The sequence below is a fragment of the Advenella faeciporci genome, assembly GCF_014652395.1.
Taxonomy (GTDB): Bacteria; Pseudomonadota; Gammaproteobacteria; order Burkholderiales; family Burkholderiaceae_B; genus Advenella; species Advenella faeciporci.
This window is the reverse complement of sequence record NZ_BMYS01000017.1, coordinates 69442-84945: the sequence shown is the minus strand read 5'-3', so window position 1 is coordinate 84945 and position 15504 is coordinate 69442. Positions and strand designations below refer to the sequence as shown.

At 56.6% G+C, this 15504-nt stretch carries 13 protein-coding genes and 1 pseudogene; 6 read left to right on the top strand and 8 right to left on the bottom strand.

The window, feature by feature from the left end; genetic code table 11:
- Positions 1 to 122: 122 nt before the first annotated feature.
- Both IE074_RS11565 and IE074_RS11560 read right to left on the bottom strand, forming a co-directional pair.
- Entirely contained in the window at positions 123 to 755 is a 633-nt protein-coding gene (locus tag IE074_RS11565) for a universal stress protein (RefSeq protein ID WP_268247316.1), read from the bottom strand.
- A 65-nt stretch (positions 756 to 820) separates the two neighbouring features.
- Entirely contained in the window at positions 821 to 1942 is a 1122-nt protein-coding gene (locus tag IE074_RS11560; protein ID WP_189385612.1) for a baeRF11 domain-containing protein, read from the bottom strand.
- Between the two features lie 481 nt (positions 1943 to 2423).
- On the opposite strand from IE074_RS11560, the gene IE074_RS11555 reads away from it, so the two are divergent.
- The 6 genes and pseudogenes from IE074_RS11555 to IE074_RS11530 all read left to right on the top strand — a co-directional run bounded on the left by IE074_RS11555 (position 2424) and on the right by IE074_RS11530 (position 8517).
- The gene (locus IE074_RS11555; protein WP_189385611.1) at positions 2424 to 4187 is read left to right on the top strand and encodes a PHA/PHB synthase family protein; all 1764 of its coding nucleotides are present in this window, start codon (positions 2424 to 2426) and stop codon (positions 4185 to 4187) included.
- A gap of 101 nt (positions 4188 to 4288) precedes the next feature.
- The gene (locus tag IE074_RS11550) at positions 4289 to 4729 is read left to right on the top strand and encodes a phasin family protein (RefSeq protein WP_189385610.1); all 441 of its coding nucleotides are present in this window, start codon (positions 4289 to 4291) and stop codon (positions 4727 to 4729) included.
- An 11-nt stretch (positions 4730 to 4740) separates the two neighbouring features.
- Complete coding sequence (gene phbB, locus IE074_RS11545; protein ID WP_189385609.1) at positions 4741 to 5487, top strand: acetoacetyl-CoA reductase; 747 nt, start codon at positions 4741 to 4743, stop codon at positions 5485 to 5487.
- Positions 5488 to 5602: 115 nt separating this feature from the next.
- Positions 5603 to 6514 (top strand): annotated as a pseudogene (locus tag IE074_RS11540) (bifunctional enoyl-CoA hydratase/phosphate acetyltransferase); the annotation flags it as partial.
- A gap of 34 nt (positions 6515 to 6548) precedes the next feature.
- Positions 6549 to 7301 carry an SDR family NAD(P)-dependent oxidoreductase gene (locus tag IE074_RS11535; protein ID WP_189385607.1) on the top strand — a complete coding sequence of 251 codons (753 nt, stop codon included), beginning with the start codon at positions 6549 to 6551 and terminating at the stop codon, positions 7299 to 7301.
- Between the two features lie 22 nt (positions 7302 to 7323).
- Entirely contained in the window at positions 7324 to 8517 is a 1194-nt protein-coding gene (locus IE074_RS11530) for an acetate/propionate family kinase (RefSeq protein WP_189385606.1), read from the top strand.
- 58 nt (positions 8518 to 8575) lie between these two features.
- On the opposite strand, the gene IE074_RS11525 is transcribed toward IE074_RS11530, so the two are convergent.
- The 6 genes from IE074_RS11525 to IE074_RS11500 form a co-directional block, all read right to left on the bottom strand.
- Positions 8576 to 10597 carry an esterase/lipase family protein gene (locus IE074_RS11525; RefSeq protein ID WP_189385605.1) on the bottom strand — a complete coding sequence of 674 codons (2022 nt, stop codon included), beginning with the start codon at positions 10595 to 10597 and terminating at the stop codon, positions 8576 to 8578.
- Between the two features lie 29 nt (positions 10598 to 10626).
- Positions 10627 to 11085, bottom strand: coding sequence for a cytochrome c (locus tag IE074_RS11520; RefSeq protein ID WP_189385604.1), 459 nt, complete (start codon positions 11083 to 11085; stop codon positions 10627 to 10629).
- Between the two features lie 76 nt (positions 11086 to 11161).
- Positions 11162 to 12574 carry an MBL fold metallo-hydrolase RNA specificity domain-containing protein gene (locus IE074_RS11515; RefSeq protein ID WP_189385603.1) on the bottom strand — a complete coding sequence of 471 codons (1413 nt, stop codon included), beginning with the start codon at positions 12572 to 12574 and terminating at the stop codon, positions 11162 to 11164.
- Between the two features lie 7 nt (positions 12575 to 12581).
- Positions 12582 to 12785, bottom strand: a complete 204-nt coding sequence (locus IE074_RS11510; RefSeq protein ID WP_189385602.1) for a YgaP family membrane protein — start codon at positions 12783 to 12785, stop codon at positions 12582 to 12584.
- A gap of 34 nt (positions 12786 to 12819) precedes the next feature.
- Positions 12820 to 14349, bottom strand: coding sequence for an efflux transporter outer membrane subunit (locus IE074_RS11505; protein ID WP_189385619.1), 1530 nt, complete (start codon positions 14347 to 14349; stop codon positions 12820 to 12822).
- Positions 14350 to 14378: 29 nt separating this feature from the next.
- The gene (locus IE074_RS11500) at positions 14379 to 15503 is read right to left on the bottom strand and encodes an ABC transporter permease (RefSeq protein WP_189385601.1); all 1125 of its coding nucleotides are present in this window, start codon (positions 15501 to 15503) and stop codon (positions 14379 to 14381) included.
- Position 15504 lies beyond the last annotated feature (1 nt).

Sequence of the window (15504 nt, the reverse complement as noted above, 5' to 3'; positions counted from 1 at the left end):
CGGGGTAACGGGGTTGGTTCCGGGCTGATTTCTTCTAGATAGTCCATACGTGTCCATTTGCGATAGTGGACAAGTATGTTCATATTTTATTAGCGACTTGAAAAGATGACTTTACCGGACAGTTACCGTGCATCACGGTATTGATCAATTTCGGTTTGGGAAGTGCCTGCCTTGCGCATGGCCAGCTCGAAGCCGAGCGGAATGTCGAAGACATGGATGAGCTCACGCGTAGCCATTGGTGACAAGTGGGAAGCCCAGAGCGCAGCCGCTTGAGCGTGTTCCGAAAAGTCTACTCCAACTGCGATGTGTTTATACGGCGCGTGGGATTCCTTACGCACGACGAGCACGGGACAAGGAGCGCATCTGACCACGCGATCGGCCGTAGAACCGAATACCCTCTCGCGCATACTTTTGGCGACGCCCGGGCCGATAACAATTAAATCAGCGTTGTATGACGTGGCCAAGCGTTCAATGACCTCATGAGGCTTTCCAGTTTCCACGTGTGTGACTGCTGGCTTGTCTGCCGCCCCAAGTAGGGATTGAAGCTGATCTGCGTACTGATCTTCGAGCATGCCAGTAAGCGCGACCAGGTCGATCAAGGGTGGCAGGCTGGCATCGTGTAACGGTGGGTTTTCGAAGACATGCACGGTAACAAGCTGCGCCTTATGCTGCTTGGCTAGTTGAATAGCCCGGTCGGCAATACGCTTACTGTCGTCCTCAAGAGCCAGGGCCACAAGTATTGTCCTAATTGGCATAGGGCTCTTCCTTTTAGAGTCGGTACGCCGGGTGGAGCAGCGCCGCCCCTTGTGTGCGTTGGTTATCAGTGCGGATAGCGCAGAATCGCCGCTAGATCTTGGCCGCCGGGAATGTCTTCTTTTCTGACGCCCAGAACGGTTGCTCCGTTGGAGAATGCCCGGGCGGTAATCTCATCGACTATGCCATAAGCCTCGGCATCATCTTTGTCCACGAATGATACTGCCCCCGTTTCCTCATCGACAAAGCCAGCAACAACGGAATCAATATTAACCAGAATTGTCTGGATCGCGCCGAATGTCGCCGCGCGCGCCGCGTCAGAAATGTCCGTTGTTGTACGGCGTTCTGCTACCCGCTTTTCAAACAGTGCTTTTATGTCTGTAATTTGCTGGGTGTAAGCGTTATCGAGAACCGGCCGCGTCCTTGTAGTCAGTTCGGCTTCGGTCAGATGGTCAGGACTTTCCGCGATTGTCTCAGGCAATAGGTTCAAGTAAGAGCAGATTTGCTTGAATAAATCCGCGAGCCTCCCCGTTGCGGCTAACACCAATGGAGTTTCGCGACCAGCCAGGATGGGCCGTAGTGCTGCGTCTACCTGACGTACATACTGCTGAAGCCGAACGTTATGGCCTTCGTTGCCCCGGACGCGACTGCTGAAAACGCGTTCATTGCTCGGGGCGCGGCCTACTGACGACGCTACATCTTTCGGTAACCCGGGTACCTTGACCTCGACGGCTGGTAGATCGGCGTTCATTTCGAACAGACGCACGGCGTTTTCCGATAGCGCCAGAATGAACGCTGAATGCGGGAAGGTGATCGCACGAAACAATGGCTTGAGGTGATACCGGTCGGCAACCTGCACTATGGAAGTCAGGTCGTTTGCAAGCCTGTAAGTGCGAATACTGTCCGGCGTAGCGAAAACGGCCAGGCTGTTAGCCTGGAAGCGCCAGAATTTGTCATCATCCAGAAGATCGTTGAGGCCATCCAGCAGCGCGCCTAAGCGTCTTTTATCGAACGCGGCTTCCTCAAGCTGCGCTTGTGCCTCTTTGATAAGGTTTCCCATTTGGATCCGGGATGCCTGAGTGTTCTGTGTGACGGGGGTGGTTTTCAAATATATTGAGACACAGGCATCGGCACGTTTATCGGCGAGTAAGGAAAATTCGTTCCGAGTTGGAATGTCGACATAAAGCATAAATGCTCCTTTCTGGGTTTAATTTCCACAATTTTCGGTGAAAATTAATAAAATGCTGTTGCCAGAATAACTTTTAATGTTACTCGATTGTATTTTTGAAAAAATTGAGGTAGATCAAGAATCGACTTGGCAAGGCTGAAATGAATCCGTGCACCGGTTGCATCTGCGATCGAGGTGATGGGCGGCGTTCTGGCTGTTGCTGGGGCGGTTCACTTAGAGTGAAGGATAGCACTCCTATGACAGCGATCACGTCGCCGTAGGCAATCCGCTGCGCAGTATCCCTTACATCATCATCGACTTTTGTCGAACATTGAATTTCCGCTGAGCTAGTTGAACTCGCATATCCGATGTCGTAAAGCTTTTATTAACTCATTCTTTGCGAAATATCAAACTGAAACACCGCCGAGTCGACATTTGAGCTTGCTTCAAACAATTAAAGTAAGTAATGTATTACTTACTTGTTCACAAGGGTAATACTGAGATGGCCGACACAATCGCAACCAACACGTCTGAACGAACGGTGAGCAACCTTCCCGATGCTCTCGACTCCGTGACGCACACGGCGCTGGCGCGCGTCACGCGCGGGTTGTCGCCAACAGCAGCGCTGTCGGCGTGGCATGACTGGGCAGTCCATCTCGCGATATCGCCGGGCAAGCAGCGCAGCCTGTTCGACAAGGCGCTGGACAAGCAACAACGCTTCACTCGATATGCGCTGCGTGCAACAACACCTCATTGCTCAAACTGTATCGAGCCTCTGGAGCAGGATCGCCGCTTTTCGGATCCAGCGTGGCAGCAATGGCCCTTTAACCTGATCCACCAGGGTTTTTTGCTGCAGCAGCAATGGTGGCACAACGCAACGACGGATGTGCGCGGCGTATCGCAGCATAACGAAGACCTGGTGACCTTTGCCGGTCGCCAGTGGCTCGACATGTGGTCGCCGGTTAATTTTCCGTGGACCAATCCCGAGGTCTTGCAGGCAACCGCACGCACGGGTGGCGCAAACCTCTGGCGCGGCGCAATGAACTTCCTCGAAGATGCGCGGCGCCAGGCCTTGGATGAGCCTCCTGCCGGCGCAGAGGCGTTTGAGGTCGGCAAAGACGTGGCTGTTACACCGGGCAAGGTGGTTTATCGTAATCACCTGATCGAACTGATACAGTACGCCCCCACGACGCCCAAGGTGCATGCCGCACCGATACTGATCATCCCTTCGTGGATCATGAAGTACTACATTCTCGACCTGTCGCCACACAACTCGATGGTCAAGTACCTCGTTGACCAAGGCCACACGGTTTTCATTGTTTCCTGGAAGAATCCCGGTTATGCCGACCGCGATCTGGGCATGGAAGACTACCGGCGACTCGGCGTCATGGACGCGCTCGACGCCGTTACGTGTATCGTGCCGGAGCAAAAAGTGGACGCGGTCGGATACTGTCTGGGCGGGACTCTGCTCTCCATTGCGGCTGCCGCGATGGCGCGCGACGGCGATGAAAGACTACGCAGCCTCACGCTATTGGCGGCCGGGGTCGATTTTCGCGAGCCCGGCGAACTCTCACTGTTCATTGACGAGAGTCAGCTTGCCTGGCTGGAGTCGCTCATGTGGGACAAAGGCTACCTGGATGGCGAGCAGATGGCGGGGGCTTTTCAGCTACTCAATTCGAACGACTTGATTTGGTCGCGACGCATGCGCGAATACCTGTTGGGCGAGCGTCAGGCACTGTTCGACCTGATGGCGTGGAACGCCGATACCACGCGTCTGCCGTTTCGCATGCACAGCGAATATCTCCGGCGCCTATACCTTAATAACGACTTCTCCGAGGGGCGCTACGAGGTCGACGGCCGGCCGGCGGTGCCCGGTGATATCCGCACACCGATTTTTGCCGTCGGTACCGTCCGCGATCACGTAACGCCCTGGCGGTCTGCCTACAAGATCCATCAATTGAGTAGTGGTGCTGACGTGAGCTTTGTACTCACCAGTGGGGGGCACAACGCGGGCGTGGTGAGCGAGCCAGGTCGTCCCCGGCGCAGCTACCAGATATCCACGCGCAAGGCCGGCGAGCGCTATACCGATCCGCAACGCTGGCGTGCTGACACGCCGCTCCAGGAAGGCTCGTGGTGGTCAAGCTGGCAAAAGTGGCTTTCCGAGCATTCTTCAGAACGCGTGGCGCCACCCACTATGGGAGGTACGCAAGCATCCGGGTATGTGCCGATCGTCGATGCGCCAGGTACTTACGTCAGAGAAAGATAAAGGTCGTGGCGTGCGTGACAGCCGACCAACACAGACACGGTCCATCCAGCGGGTGCGCCAACTTTGTATTTATCAAGTCTTACCAGACCAAGGAGGTCACAATGAGCACCGAAAACTTTCCCGTCAATCTCTATAAAACCAATCTCGAGTTACAACTGCGTATCATGCAATTATTGCAAGACAACAGGCAACGCTGGCTGGAGGCCGCACAGCAACGCAATACCGATGCCATGGCGAAGACCAAGACTGAAATTGAAGGTTTGTCGCAGGCGGTGGATTTGCAGTCATTGGTGACGATGCCCACTAATACAGCAGGTTACTTGTTCCAGGCCTGTATGAGCAGCGCGCAAGCAATGAACGAAATAGCCATTAAGAACCAAACAGATTTTTCGACAGGCCTCCAACAGGCTCTTCAGGATTGGCAAAAGGGAGTGACTCAGATCTTGGGCGGTAGTACAAATTTTGCTCCGTGGTTGCCAACCAGTATGTCGTTGGCTGGTAAATCAACTCCGGCTGCAAAGCAAAAAAAGACTGCGGAATAGGGAATGATCATATGAGCGACCAAAAGCGCACCGCACTGGTGACCGGCGGTAATCGGGGTCTGGGCGAGGCGATTGCCCAGGCGCTGCTTGATGCCGGCCACGAAGTGATCATCACGCATACGCCGGGCAATCGCAAGGCTGCAGATTGGGTTAAAGGACTCGCCGCGCAAGGCATTCACCTTTCAGCCTATGGTGTGGATGTTTCCGTCTATGAGTCCGTGCAGGAATTGGCTCGCAAGATCCATGCCGATGGACGACAAATAGACATTCTTGTTAATAACGCGGGCATTACCCGAGACGCCACTCTACGCAAACTTGATAAGGCAAACTGGGACTTGGTGCTTCGCACTAATCTGGACTCCATGTTCAATGTCACCAAGCCTTTCGTCGAAGCCATGATGGAACGGGGCTGGGGCCGCATTATCAATATTTCGTCGATCAACGGTAGCAAGGGGCAGTTCGGCCAGACTAACTATTCAGCGGCCAAGGCGGGCGTACACGGCTTTACCATGGCGCTTGCGCAAGAGGTTGCGCGCAAAGGCGTTACGGTAAATACCGTCGCGCCAGGTTATCTTGCCACCGAGATGGTGGCGGCGGTTCCCGAAGAGACCTTGCAGCGGATCGTCAGTGGAATCCCTGTAGGTCGTCTGGGAGAGCCCGCCGAGATTGCGGCGCTGGTGACATTCATTGCCAGCGATGCCGCCGCTTTTATGACCGGGAGCAAAGTCTCTATGAATGGCGGCCAGCATATGCAATAACCATCTCCGAAGGTACATGAAACCCTTCTCTATCGCGTAAAACGAAAGCAATATTATGATCGACACGGACTCACGCTCGTCCCAATCCGGCACCATGTCGGCCAATACGATACGCGGCGCTCAACGCCTTATCGAGCATGTACGCAATATGCAGGCCGTTCGCATGGCGGTGGTGCACCCTTGTGATGCCCTCAGCCTGTCCAGCGTGATCGATGCGCGCAATGCCGGCATCATTGTGCCGGTGTTGGTAGCGCCTGAGGCGAAGCTGCGCACCATTGCAAGGGAGGCCGGGATCGATCTTGCAGGTTGCGAGATCATCGACGTGCCGCACAGCCACGCGGCCGCTGCCGTCGCCGCAGAGATGGCGGGCAGAGGAGAGGTCGAGACCCTGATGAAGGGCAGTTTGCATACCGACGAATTCCTGAGCGCGATCCTTTCACCCAGCTCGGGCCTGCGTACTGAACGCCGCATCACCCACTGCTATGTGATGGAAACCGCTGCCTATCCGCGTCCATTCATCATTACGGATGCCGCCGTCAATGTCGCGCCCACACTGGAAGACAAAGCCGATATTGTGCGTAATGCCATTAGTTTGGCGCATGCTTTAGGCGTGGCTGAGCCCAAGGTAGCGATTCTTGCGGCGGTGGAAACCATCAATCCACGTATGCAATCGACGCTGGATGCGGCGGCATTATGCAAAATGGCTGATCGCGGCCAAATCAAAGGCGGTTTACTTGATGGACCGTTGGCTCTGGACAATGCCGTCTCGCCAGATGCCGCTCGGGTCAAGGGGATCCGTTCGGCGGTTGCGGGCCAGGCCGATATTCTGGTTGTGCCTGACTTGGAGAGTGGCAATATGCTGGCCAAGCAGTTGGAGTTTCTTGGGCAGGCCGACAGCGCCGGCATCGTCATGGGCGCGCGCGTGCCCATCGTGCTGACCAGTCGGGCCGATTCCAGCCAGACACGCCTGGTCTCTTGTGCCATCGCCCTGCTGCTGGCGCATCGCTACCGCAGTACACCTCCTTGATCGATTTTATTATTTCTTATTAGAGGACTTTCCGATGAAACTCAACTTCAAAGGCGACAGCGTCCTGGTGACTGGTGCTGGTTCGGGCATCGGCGAGGCCACAGTCCGATTGCTGGCGCAAAACGGCTTGGCAGTGGTAGCCTCCGATTTGAGTGCCGACACGGTGCAACGTGTTGTTACGGAAATTGTGGCCGCAGGGGGACGAGCCGCAGCGCACGTGGGTGATGTGGCCCGCCCGGAGGATGCTGAATCCGCCGTCATCTGTGCTGTCGAGCACTTTGGCGGCCTGCACATGAGCTTCAACAATGCCGGCATCGGCGGTGCATCAAAACCATCTGGCGAGCTGTCTCCAGAAGAGTGGCGACGCGTCATCGATGTCAATCTGAGTGGCGTGCAGTATGGCTTGCGCTTTCAGATTCCCGCCATGCTCAAGTCCGGAGGCGGCGCCATCGTCAATATGTCTTCGATCCTCGGCTTGGTCGGCAGCGCCGATGCGCCAGCCTATGTGGCTTCCAAACATGGTGTAACGGGGCTGACCCGCTCGGCCGCGCTGGCCTACTCCGCCCAGGGCATCCGCATCAACTCCATTCATCCCGGCTATGTGGAAACGCCGATTCTCGATGGCCTGGATGCCGAGGCACGCGCTGCGTTGGTCGGCAAGCACGCCATCGGGCGTATTGGGCGTGCCGAAGAGATCGCACATGCAGTGGCTTTTCTTTTGTCCGAGGGAGCCAGCTTCATGACCGGCAGCGCCTTGGTCGTGGATGGTGGCTATACCGCCGTCTGACCTCACCGTATAGGGTTTGCTTATGTCCGGCGATTTGATCCTCGTCCTTAATTGCGGCTCCTCCAGCATCAAGTTCGCGCTGTTCGATGCACGCTCCGAGGCGCTGGCGCGCCAGCCCTTGTGGAACGGCAAGGTTCAGGGGATAGGCGGGCCGACACCGGACTTCGGCGAAACTGGAGTGGCGGTCCGCCGCGTCGAGCTGGATGCCGAACATCCGTACACCGCCGCCTTGCAGTTGATCCGCGAGCAGGTGGCTCAAAGACTGCAAGGCCGTCGTATTGTTGCGGTGGCGCATCGCGTGGTGCATGGCGGAAAACGCTATTTTGCTCCGACCCGAGTTACTGCTGACCTCATCGACGATTTGCGCAGCTATATCCCCTTGGCCCCCTTGCACCAGCCGTTTCCGCTGGAAGCCATGGGTATATTGCTTGCTCAGCACCCCGACCTGCCGCAGGTTGCCTGCTTTGACACTGCCTTTCACTATGATCTGCCGTTAGTGGAGCAAGTCTTGCCACTGCCGTATTCAGTCTGGAAGCAGGGCTTGCGCCGCTATGGCTTTCATGGTCTTTCCTACGAATACATGACCCATGCCTTGCCCGAGCGATACGGCGATCTTGCTCAGGGTCGGGTGATTGTTGCACACCTGGGCAGTGGCGCTAGCCTGTGCGCAATACAAGGACTTCAAAGCGTGGCGACAACCATGGGTTTCTCTGCCCTGGACGGCCTGATGATGGGGACTCGCACAGGCGCACTCGACCCGGGTGCGGTGCTGTATCTGATGGAGATCGACAAGCTCTCGCTGCAGGAGGTCGGTCACATGCTCTACCACCAATCCGGCCTGCTAGGTGTTTCGGGCCTCTCATCCGAACCGCGCGTGATCGTACAACATGAAAACGACCCTGGTGAAACGGGCCTGCGAGCACAGCTTTCCCTGGCGCTTTACGTACGTCGTATTGTGCGCGAGATCGGTGCCTTGGCAGCGGTGCTGGGCGGGCTGGATTTGCTGGTTTTTACCGCCGGCGTCGGCGAACACAATGCGTTTGTACGTGAGCGCGTATGCCATGATCTGACTTTTCTGGGTGTCGAGCTCGACAACGACGCCAATGCCAGCAATGCCACACTGATTTCCACGCCCGATAGCCGGGTGCGCGTGGCCGTGGAGCCCACCAATGAAGAATGGGTTGTCGCGCAACATGCCTTGCAGCTACTTGAGTAAGCAGCAAAAGTAAAGTGGGCGGCTTGTAGATCCCCGACGACACAGCTAACGCGTCTTGTCAATGCTCCAGGAGTTCAACTGTTCGACGGTGTGCCGTAATGTCTTCTTGCAGAATCCGGCGAACTTCCAAGATCGAGGCGACGGCCTCTTGAACGCTATGCCCATAGATAATGATTTTTTCGGATACAGCGCCTGTCAGATGAGAGCTTTTATAGGGCACAAGGCTGTCGTCAGAGTCTTCAAGCGCCCCGGTCGTGGATGATCTGGCAATGATGGAGTGGTAGAGCACTTGATCTGAGATCGGCAAGTTAACGGCGGCTTTAATGAATGGATCCCGCTCATCGAGGTTGTCAATACTGTTTGGAACGCCTTCTAGAATGCGATCGCCCAACTCGGAACTGGCCATAGCACTGGCATGTAGCGCGTCACCGATGGTCTCAAGGGCCGTCAAGGGCAGCCGTATCAATCCAGACAACCAGCGAGCAGGCCTATAGCCAGCGACTGCCGTGCCACGGTGTGGTGTCGCGATAAAAACAGTGCGAGTCACGCCAGGAAAGGGCTGAAAGCGTAATATCGGATCCAATAAAGAAAGGGTAGAATCCGTGGCATTCATATTAATTCTAGAGTCTGTGAGTGCCCAGTCCCATAATTCATGTTTTGCCGAGGACACCATCAGTCGTGCAATCAAGCCGCCCATACTATGCCCGACTACAACCAGGCCACGTGACGCTACCGCTTGCCCATGCGGATCGAAATTACGTAATGTTTCCTGAAGCAAACGACGTATCGTTGCATGATTGACAATGACCGGCATATTCGTTGGGTAGGAAACGAGCCAAACCTGAAACTCACGCCGTAGTTCTTCGTCTCCTAGAATTTCGTTGGTCATATTGACCCAGGCTTCTGGGCTGCTAGCCAACCCATGCAACATCAGAATGATTCGACGATCAGGATCGTATGGTTGCATCATATAGATGTGGGGGTGCTCAATTCCGTGCTCACGCCCGAATAGAGTGTGCAGCGATTGTCTGCTGAAGCCTGAGCGAGCGAGCCATAATCCGTAACCTGCGGTGAAATTGCCAGCCAGCGGTACGCGGTGGCCATGCAACATCAATTGGCTCTCGATAAGTGGGTCGTGGACGCTAACAGTGACCTCACGGACATGAACTAATTCGTCCAAGTCTTTCGCATCAAAGCTGAACACTGCGGTCATGTTTGGCGAAGGCATCTCACTCCATGGGGGAGCGCGCATTCGACTTCGATCGGCGTCTTTTGAACCGGAACTTGATGCTGCATTGCGGGTATCGTTGCGTGGTGACAACTTATGATCCATCACTGCTACCAACTCTGCACCGAATCCATCTCGGCGGTAGATGCTGCGCAGGCCCTGAAAGGCTAATGAGGATGTTGGTAAGAGTTCCTGCGGAAAGATAATGCCTTCTGGCTGGCGTGCATTGAGTTTGAGGTGTACGGCCCAGCCGCCTATGTTGATGACGGTATTGACCTCGTCACTTGCTGTAATGCGCGCCTGTGTAGAGAGCCCCTTGAATAATTGCATAATTGCCTGCTGCACAGCATAGTTGTACCAATCACGAACCTGGGTTTGACGATCTTCGAACGCGCGCTCGCCCGGTGTCCTTTGGGTGAAGAAGAGATAGGCATAGGCATAGCGCGCGACTTCCATCCAGGGCGCGAGGGTGGCTACGCTATCGCCAGCATGCGCGGCTTTTGTATGCATGGATATAGCCTGCTGTAGCCAAAGCTCGGCAAGTGCTGATAGCTTGCGCTCATCTGAAATGTTTTTCGTATTAGTCAATGCCAATGTGCAATCTAAGAGTAAGTGGGTGACACACTTATCCATATTTAAGCCAGCCACGCGAATGGTTTGGATGGTTAGAGCGCTGAGTTGGCGGGAGACGAGAATGTCTCCGCGTTGTAGTGTGATGTATTCATTTGGCGTTATCGGCCTTACCGCCACTGATGGCTGGAAGTTATTAAGTATTGCGCAACCGCCGAGACTGGCAGCAATAAGAGGTAAGGTGCAAAGTCGCAGCAGTAGCTTATCGTATGCACGGTTCATGATGTGCTGTGCGCTCAAGCTGAGCCAGATCAGCGCTTTCCATAAAAGTGCTCCTGGAACGGTTTGCGAAACTCTTGGTGGCAACTCAAACAGCGCTGTTGCAGCTTGCCAAATGCCACAATCACCTCTTGGCCATCGCCGCGCGCTGCAGCTTCGCCCATGGTGGTGGAGGCATCCTGAACTTGTCCATCAAAACCTCGGAATTTTCCGGCATCGGTTCCAAGCCAAGTGAGGATGCGCATTTTTTCCGCTATAGGCGGCTCGGGGTGGCGACCGATTTTCGGAGCAAGCTGGGCCACTAAGCCCCAATCTTCCTCGGAAATAGCTCCTGTCACCACTTGCATGTCGCGTCCAAGCTGTTGCATCACGTCGTGCAAGGCCATGCGTTTTTCGGACTCGGCCGCTTGAGCTTGGAGAGTTGCTATGGGGATGAGTAGTGCGACGATCATCACAATAGCAGCAGTTGGAAGGATTTTTTGGTTGCTCATGAGTTTTACGTTTATAAGTAGGTGAAAGACGGTTTCAGAATGAAGTGCAGTTGATAAGCAATATCTGGTTGCAGACTCACAGCGGTTCTGTGAGAAAATTAAGCCACTCTTGCGTTTTGCCATTCTGCGGTACGGTGACACGCCATCCTCGCCCTTGTCGCAGTGCGTTGGCCAATGCCTGCGTTGCAGCAGGTTCTCCATGCACAACGAAGGTTTGCGTCGGGGGCTTGTGAAATGATTGCGTCCAGGCCAGCAGCGAAGCCTGATCTGCATGCGCTGACAGTCTATCGATGGTGTGGATGGCAGCGCGCACCGGGATATCCTCACCAAACAGACGCACTTGCTTGGCGCCATCGACCAGACTCCGACCGAGGGTTCCCCGAGCCTGAGGGTTGACCATCAGCACACTGCATTCAGGGCGCGGCAGGTTGTGTCGCAGATGACGCTGGATACGTCCTGTATCGCACATGTCGCTGGCGGAGATGATGATGGCCCCCGAACGGATCTGGTTCAGCGTCTTTGACTCTTCAATACTTTCGGTAAAATGCAGATGTGGCCAGCCCTTGTCCCATGCGAGGCGCCCCGCGAGGTGCTTGCGCTGGTCGTCGAACAGATCTATGAATTTGCGCGTAATGTGCATAGCGTCGGTGGCCATCGGCGAGTCGACGAAGATCTCTGCGGGCTGTAGGCGTCCTTCGCGTGTCAGGCGTTGCAGGTGATAGATCACTTCTTGTGTGTGGCCGACCGCGAAAGCCGGCATGATAACGTTCCCACTACGCTCGAAAAGGGTCTGCTCGATAAGTTCGATCATCTTGTCTTCGGTCGCTGCCAGGCTCGTGTGCTGACGATTGCCATATGTGGACGCTATGACGAGTATATCGGCCTCGTCAATTGCCGCTGGCTCGCGTACGATGGTGCGCCCCGATTGGCCCAGGTCGCCGCTAAAAACAAGCTTAGTCGCAAGACCATACTCACTGACCCAGATTTCGATGATGGCCGAACCTAGGGTATGGCCGGCATCGCGAAAACGGCAGCGGACGGCTTTGTGGGGCTCGAACTCGTGGTTGTAAGGAACGCCTCGTACCTGCGTCAGGCTGTTATGTGCGTCCTGCCGCGCGTAGCGTGTTGGCAGCGGACACTGCTTCAGTGAATGCTCAGTCTGGCATTTGGCGTCACATTCGTGAATGTCCGCGCTGCTGGGTAGCATTACGCCCAGCAGTTCAACTGTAGCCTCGGTAGTGTAAATGGAACCTTTGAAGCCCGCGCGAGTGAGTTTTGGCAGCAGCCCGCTGTGATCGATGTGGGCATGGGAGAGCAGGACAAAGTCGATCCGTGATGGATCAAACGAGAAAGGTTGGTGATTGCGTGCTGTCGCCTCGCGTCCGCCCCGAGCCATGCCGCAGTTCACTAGAAAGCGCATTCCCGCGGCTTCCACCAGAACACAGGAGCCCGTGGCCTCGCGTGTGGTGCCGAGAAAGCTCAGTTGCATGATGTACTCACTCTGGCTTGCGTAAAGAGCAAGTGTTCCGGCCGAACAGGTGATAGCCTGGACAGCGGCCAGCTAAGCCCGTAGTCAAGGGCATCAGGCCAATGAGCCCCAACCAGCGCCATGGCGTGTCGAGCCAGAACGGTAGGCTGAGCAAGGCCAATCCGATGATGATACGTGCTATTCGGTCGCGTTTTCCAACGTTGATTCGCATGATGATATCTCCTTCATTGGGCAAGAAAATCAGACTATGGGCGTGGCGCCGCAGATGCGTTCGCAGCGTGCGATGGGATAGATACCCCTAGGCCTTGGGCTGGCGTTGCCGTGTCAGACTTGGTGGCTGGTGCCTCCCAGCCGCCGCCAAGTGCTTTGTAGAGCGCGACCAGTTGCACGGCGGCCGTCGTGTGGGCATGCACGTTTGCGGTTTCGGCCTCATACAGCACGCGTTCGGCAGCCAGCAGTTCAACTAGTGCGATGTCGCCGGCTGCATAGCGCGCTTTGGCGTGGTCATGACTACGGCGGGTGGCCTTTAGCGCCGCTTGACGACGACCCAGCGCATCCAGACCGGCGTGATAGTCGCTCAGCGCGCGTTCAGCGTCGCCAAGCGCCGTTAGTACGGCCTGTTCATAAGCCAGTGCCGCCTGTTGCCCGGTCGCTTCGCGGGCACGAATCTCGGCGCGTACGCGTCCTCCGTCGAAAAGCCGCCAGGAAATCAGAGGCAGGATGGAGAATCGCGTGCTGGAGGAATTGAACCAATCACCGGTGGCCAGTGCCTGGAAACCGCCGCCGATACCGATCGACAGCTTAGGGAACAGTTCGGCGGTGGCAACACCAATGTCGGCCATGCTGGCTGCCAGGCGTCGCTCGGCGGCGAGCACATCGGGCCGGCGACGCAGAACATCGGCGCGCTCGCCCACCGGCAAGGCCAATAACGTAAGCGGTGTTGCGGCAGTATTCAGTAGCGCCAGCTCATGCTCGGGCGGTGCGCCTAGCAGCACGCCCAAGCTCAACACAGCAGCGCGCTGGCGGGCCTGAATGTCCGGCAGCGTGGCATGGACGGCGGCCCACTGCGCATAGGCCGTGTCCACATCCGAAGCGGACGCATCGCCCAGCGCCTGGCGCTTACGGACCAATTCGAGCGTGTGCTCCAGGGTTTCCAGCATGGCCTGCTGCGTGTGCAATTCCTGCCCGGCACCGGCGGCGGTGAACCAGGCACGGGCGACCTCGGCCACGATACGCATGCGTACCCCCTGCGCATCGGCTTCGACGGCCTGCAACTGAGCGCCGGCACCCTCCAGGGCGCGTTGTTTGGCACCAAACAGGTCGGCCTCCCAGGCCGCATCGAAGCCCGCATCGTAAATCGTTTGAGTGGTTTCGAGGCCGGGCATGGAACCAATTGGCAAGGGACCGTTCTCGCTTTGCCGACGTCGGTTGACGCTGGTGCTCGCGCCGGCGGTGGGAAGCTGCTCACCAGCGACCCGATCGCGTAGTGCGCGTGCTTCGTCGATGCGCGCTGCTGCAACCCGCAGATCGAGGTTGGCGGCCAATGCGGTGTCAATCAGGCGCTCGAGCACCGGGTCACCTAGCGTGGACCACCAGCGTGCTAGATCCGTCGGTGCCGATGTGACAGTGTCGGCCTGGCTCCAGCCATCGCCGGTGGCAACTAGCGGTGGTGCGTCATAGTCGGGGCCGACTGCGCAAGCCGTCAGCATCACGCTACTCAACAGTAGCGCTACGGGGCGGAAGCGCCGGATTGTTCGGTGTAATGTGTAAGCCATGACGATTGGGTCAGTGTGATCGGTATGTGTCATTGCAGACGCCCTCGAACGAAAACGGTGGCCATCGTGAGCGATATCAGAGCGATGATTGCCAGCGGCCAGAGGCTGGCAAGGATATCGCCCAGCGGCAGTGCTTTGAGAAAGCTGCCCTGTACGATGATTAGGAAATGGGTCAATGGAATGGCCTGAGCCAGCCATTGCAGCAGCGTCGGCATGTTTTCCACCGGTGTCGCGAAGCCCGACATCAGCACGGCCGGCACGCCGATGGCAAATGCGCCAAGTATGGCTTGCTGCTGGGTTGCGCTGACGGCGGAAATCATCAGGCCGATGCCCACCACGGAAAGAATGAATAGCACCAGACTCATCAAAAGCAGCCAAAACGAACCGCTAAAAGGAATCTGGAACAGCACGACTGCTGCGGCGATCATCATTAAGCCAAGCATCGTGCCGATGGCCAGTGCCGGCAGCGATTTGGAAATAATGATTTCCGGCGTCGAGGTGGGCGAAACCAATAGCTGGTCGAAGGTGCCCAGCTCGCGTTCACGGGCAATCGACAGCGAGGTAATGAGCAAGGCACTGAAAAGCGCCAGGATGCCGGAGAGGCCCGGCACGATAAACCAGCGGTAAATCAGATTGGGATTGAACCAGTTGCGTACCACTAGCGGCACGGCAGACGCCGCCTCGGGATTGACCTGGGCACCGACCTCGGCGGCAATAGCCGACAGATAGCCGACCGTAATCTGGCCTGAGTTGCTGCGTCTGCCATCGATCAATACCTGCACCTGACCACTGCCGCCAGCTGCGATGGCACGGGAGAAATCCATGGGAATATCAAGCGCGGCAATCACTTTGCCCCGGTCGATCAAGCTGCGCAGTTCCTGGTTGTTGGCTACGTGGTGGATCTGGTTGATGAATTCGGCACGGTCCAGGCGTGTCACCAGTTCGTGCGACCAACGGCCCGCATCCTGGTTGTGCACGGCAATATCGACATTACGCACTTCCAGCGTGGCGGCGAAGGCGAACACTAACAGCTGCAGTAGGGGCGGCACGAACACCACCATCCGGCTGCGTGGATCGCGCAGGATGCTAAGCACTTCCTTGATGATCTGAGCGCGCAGCCGGGTGAAGGAGAAGGCGCTGGATACTTGCGACATG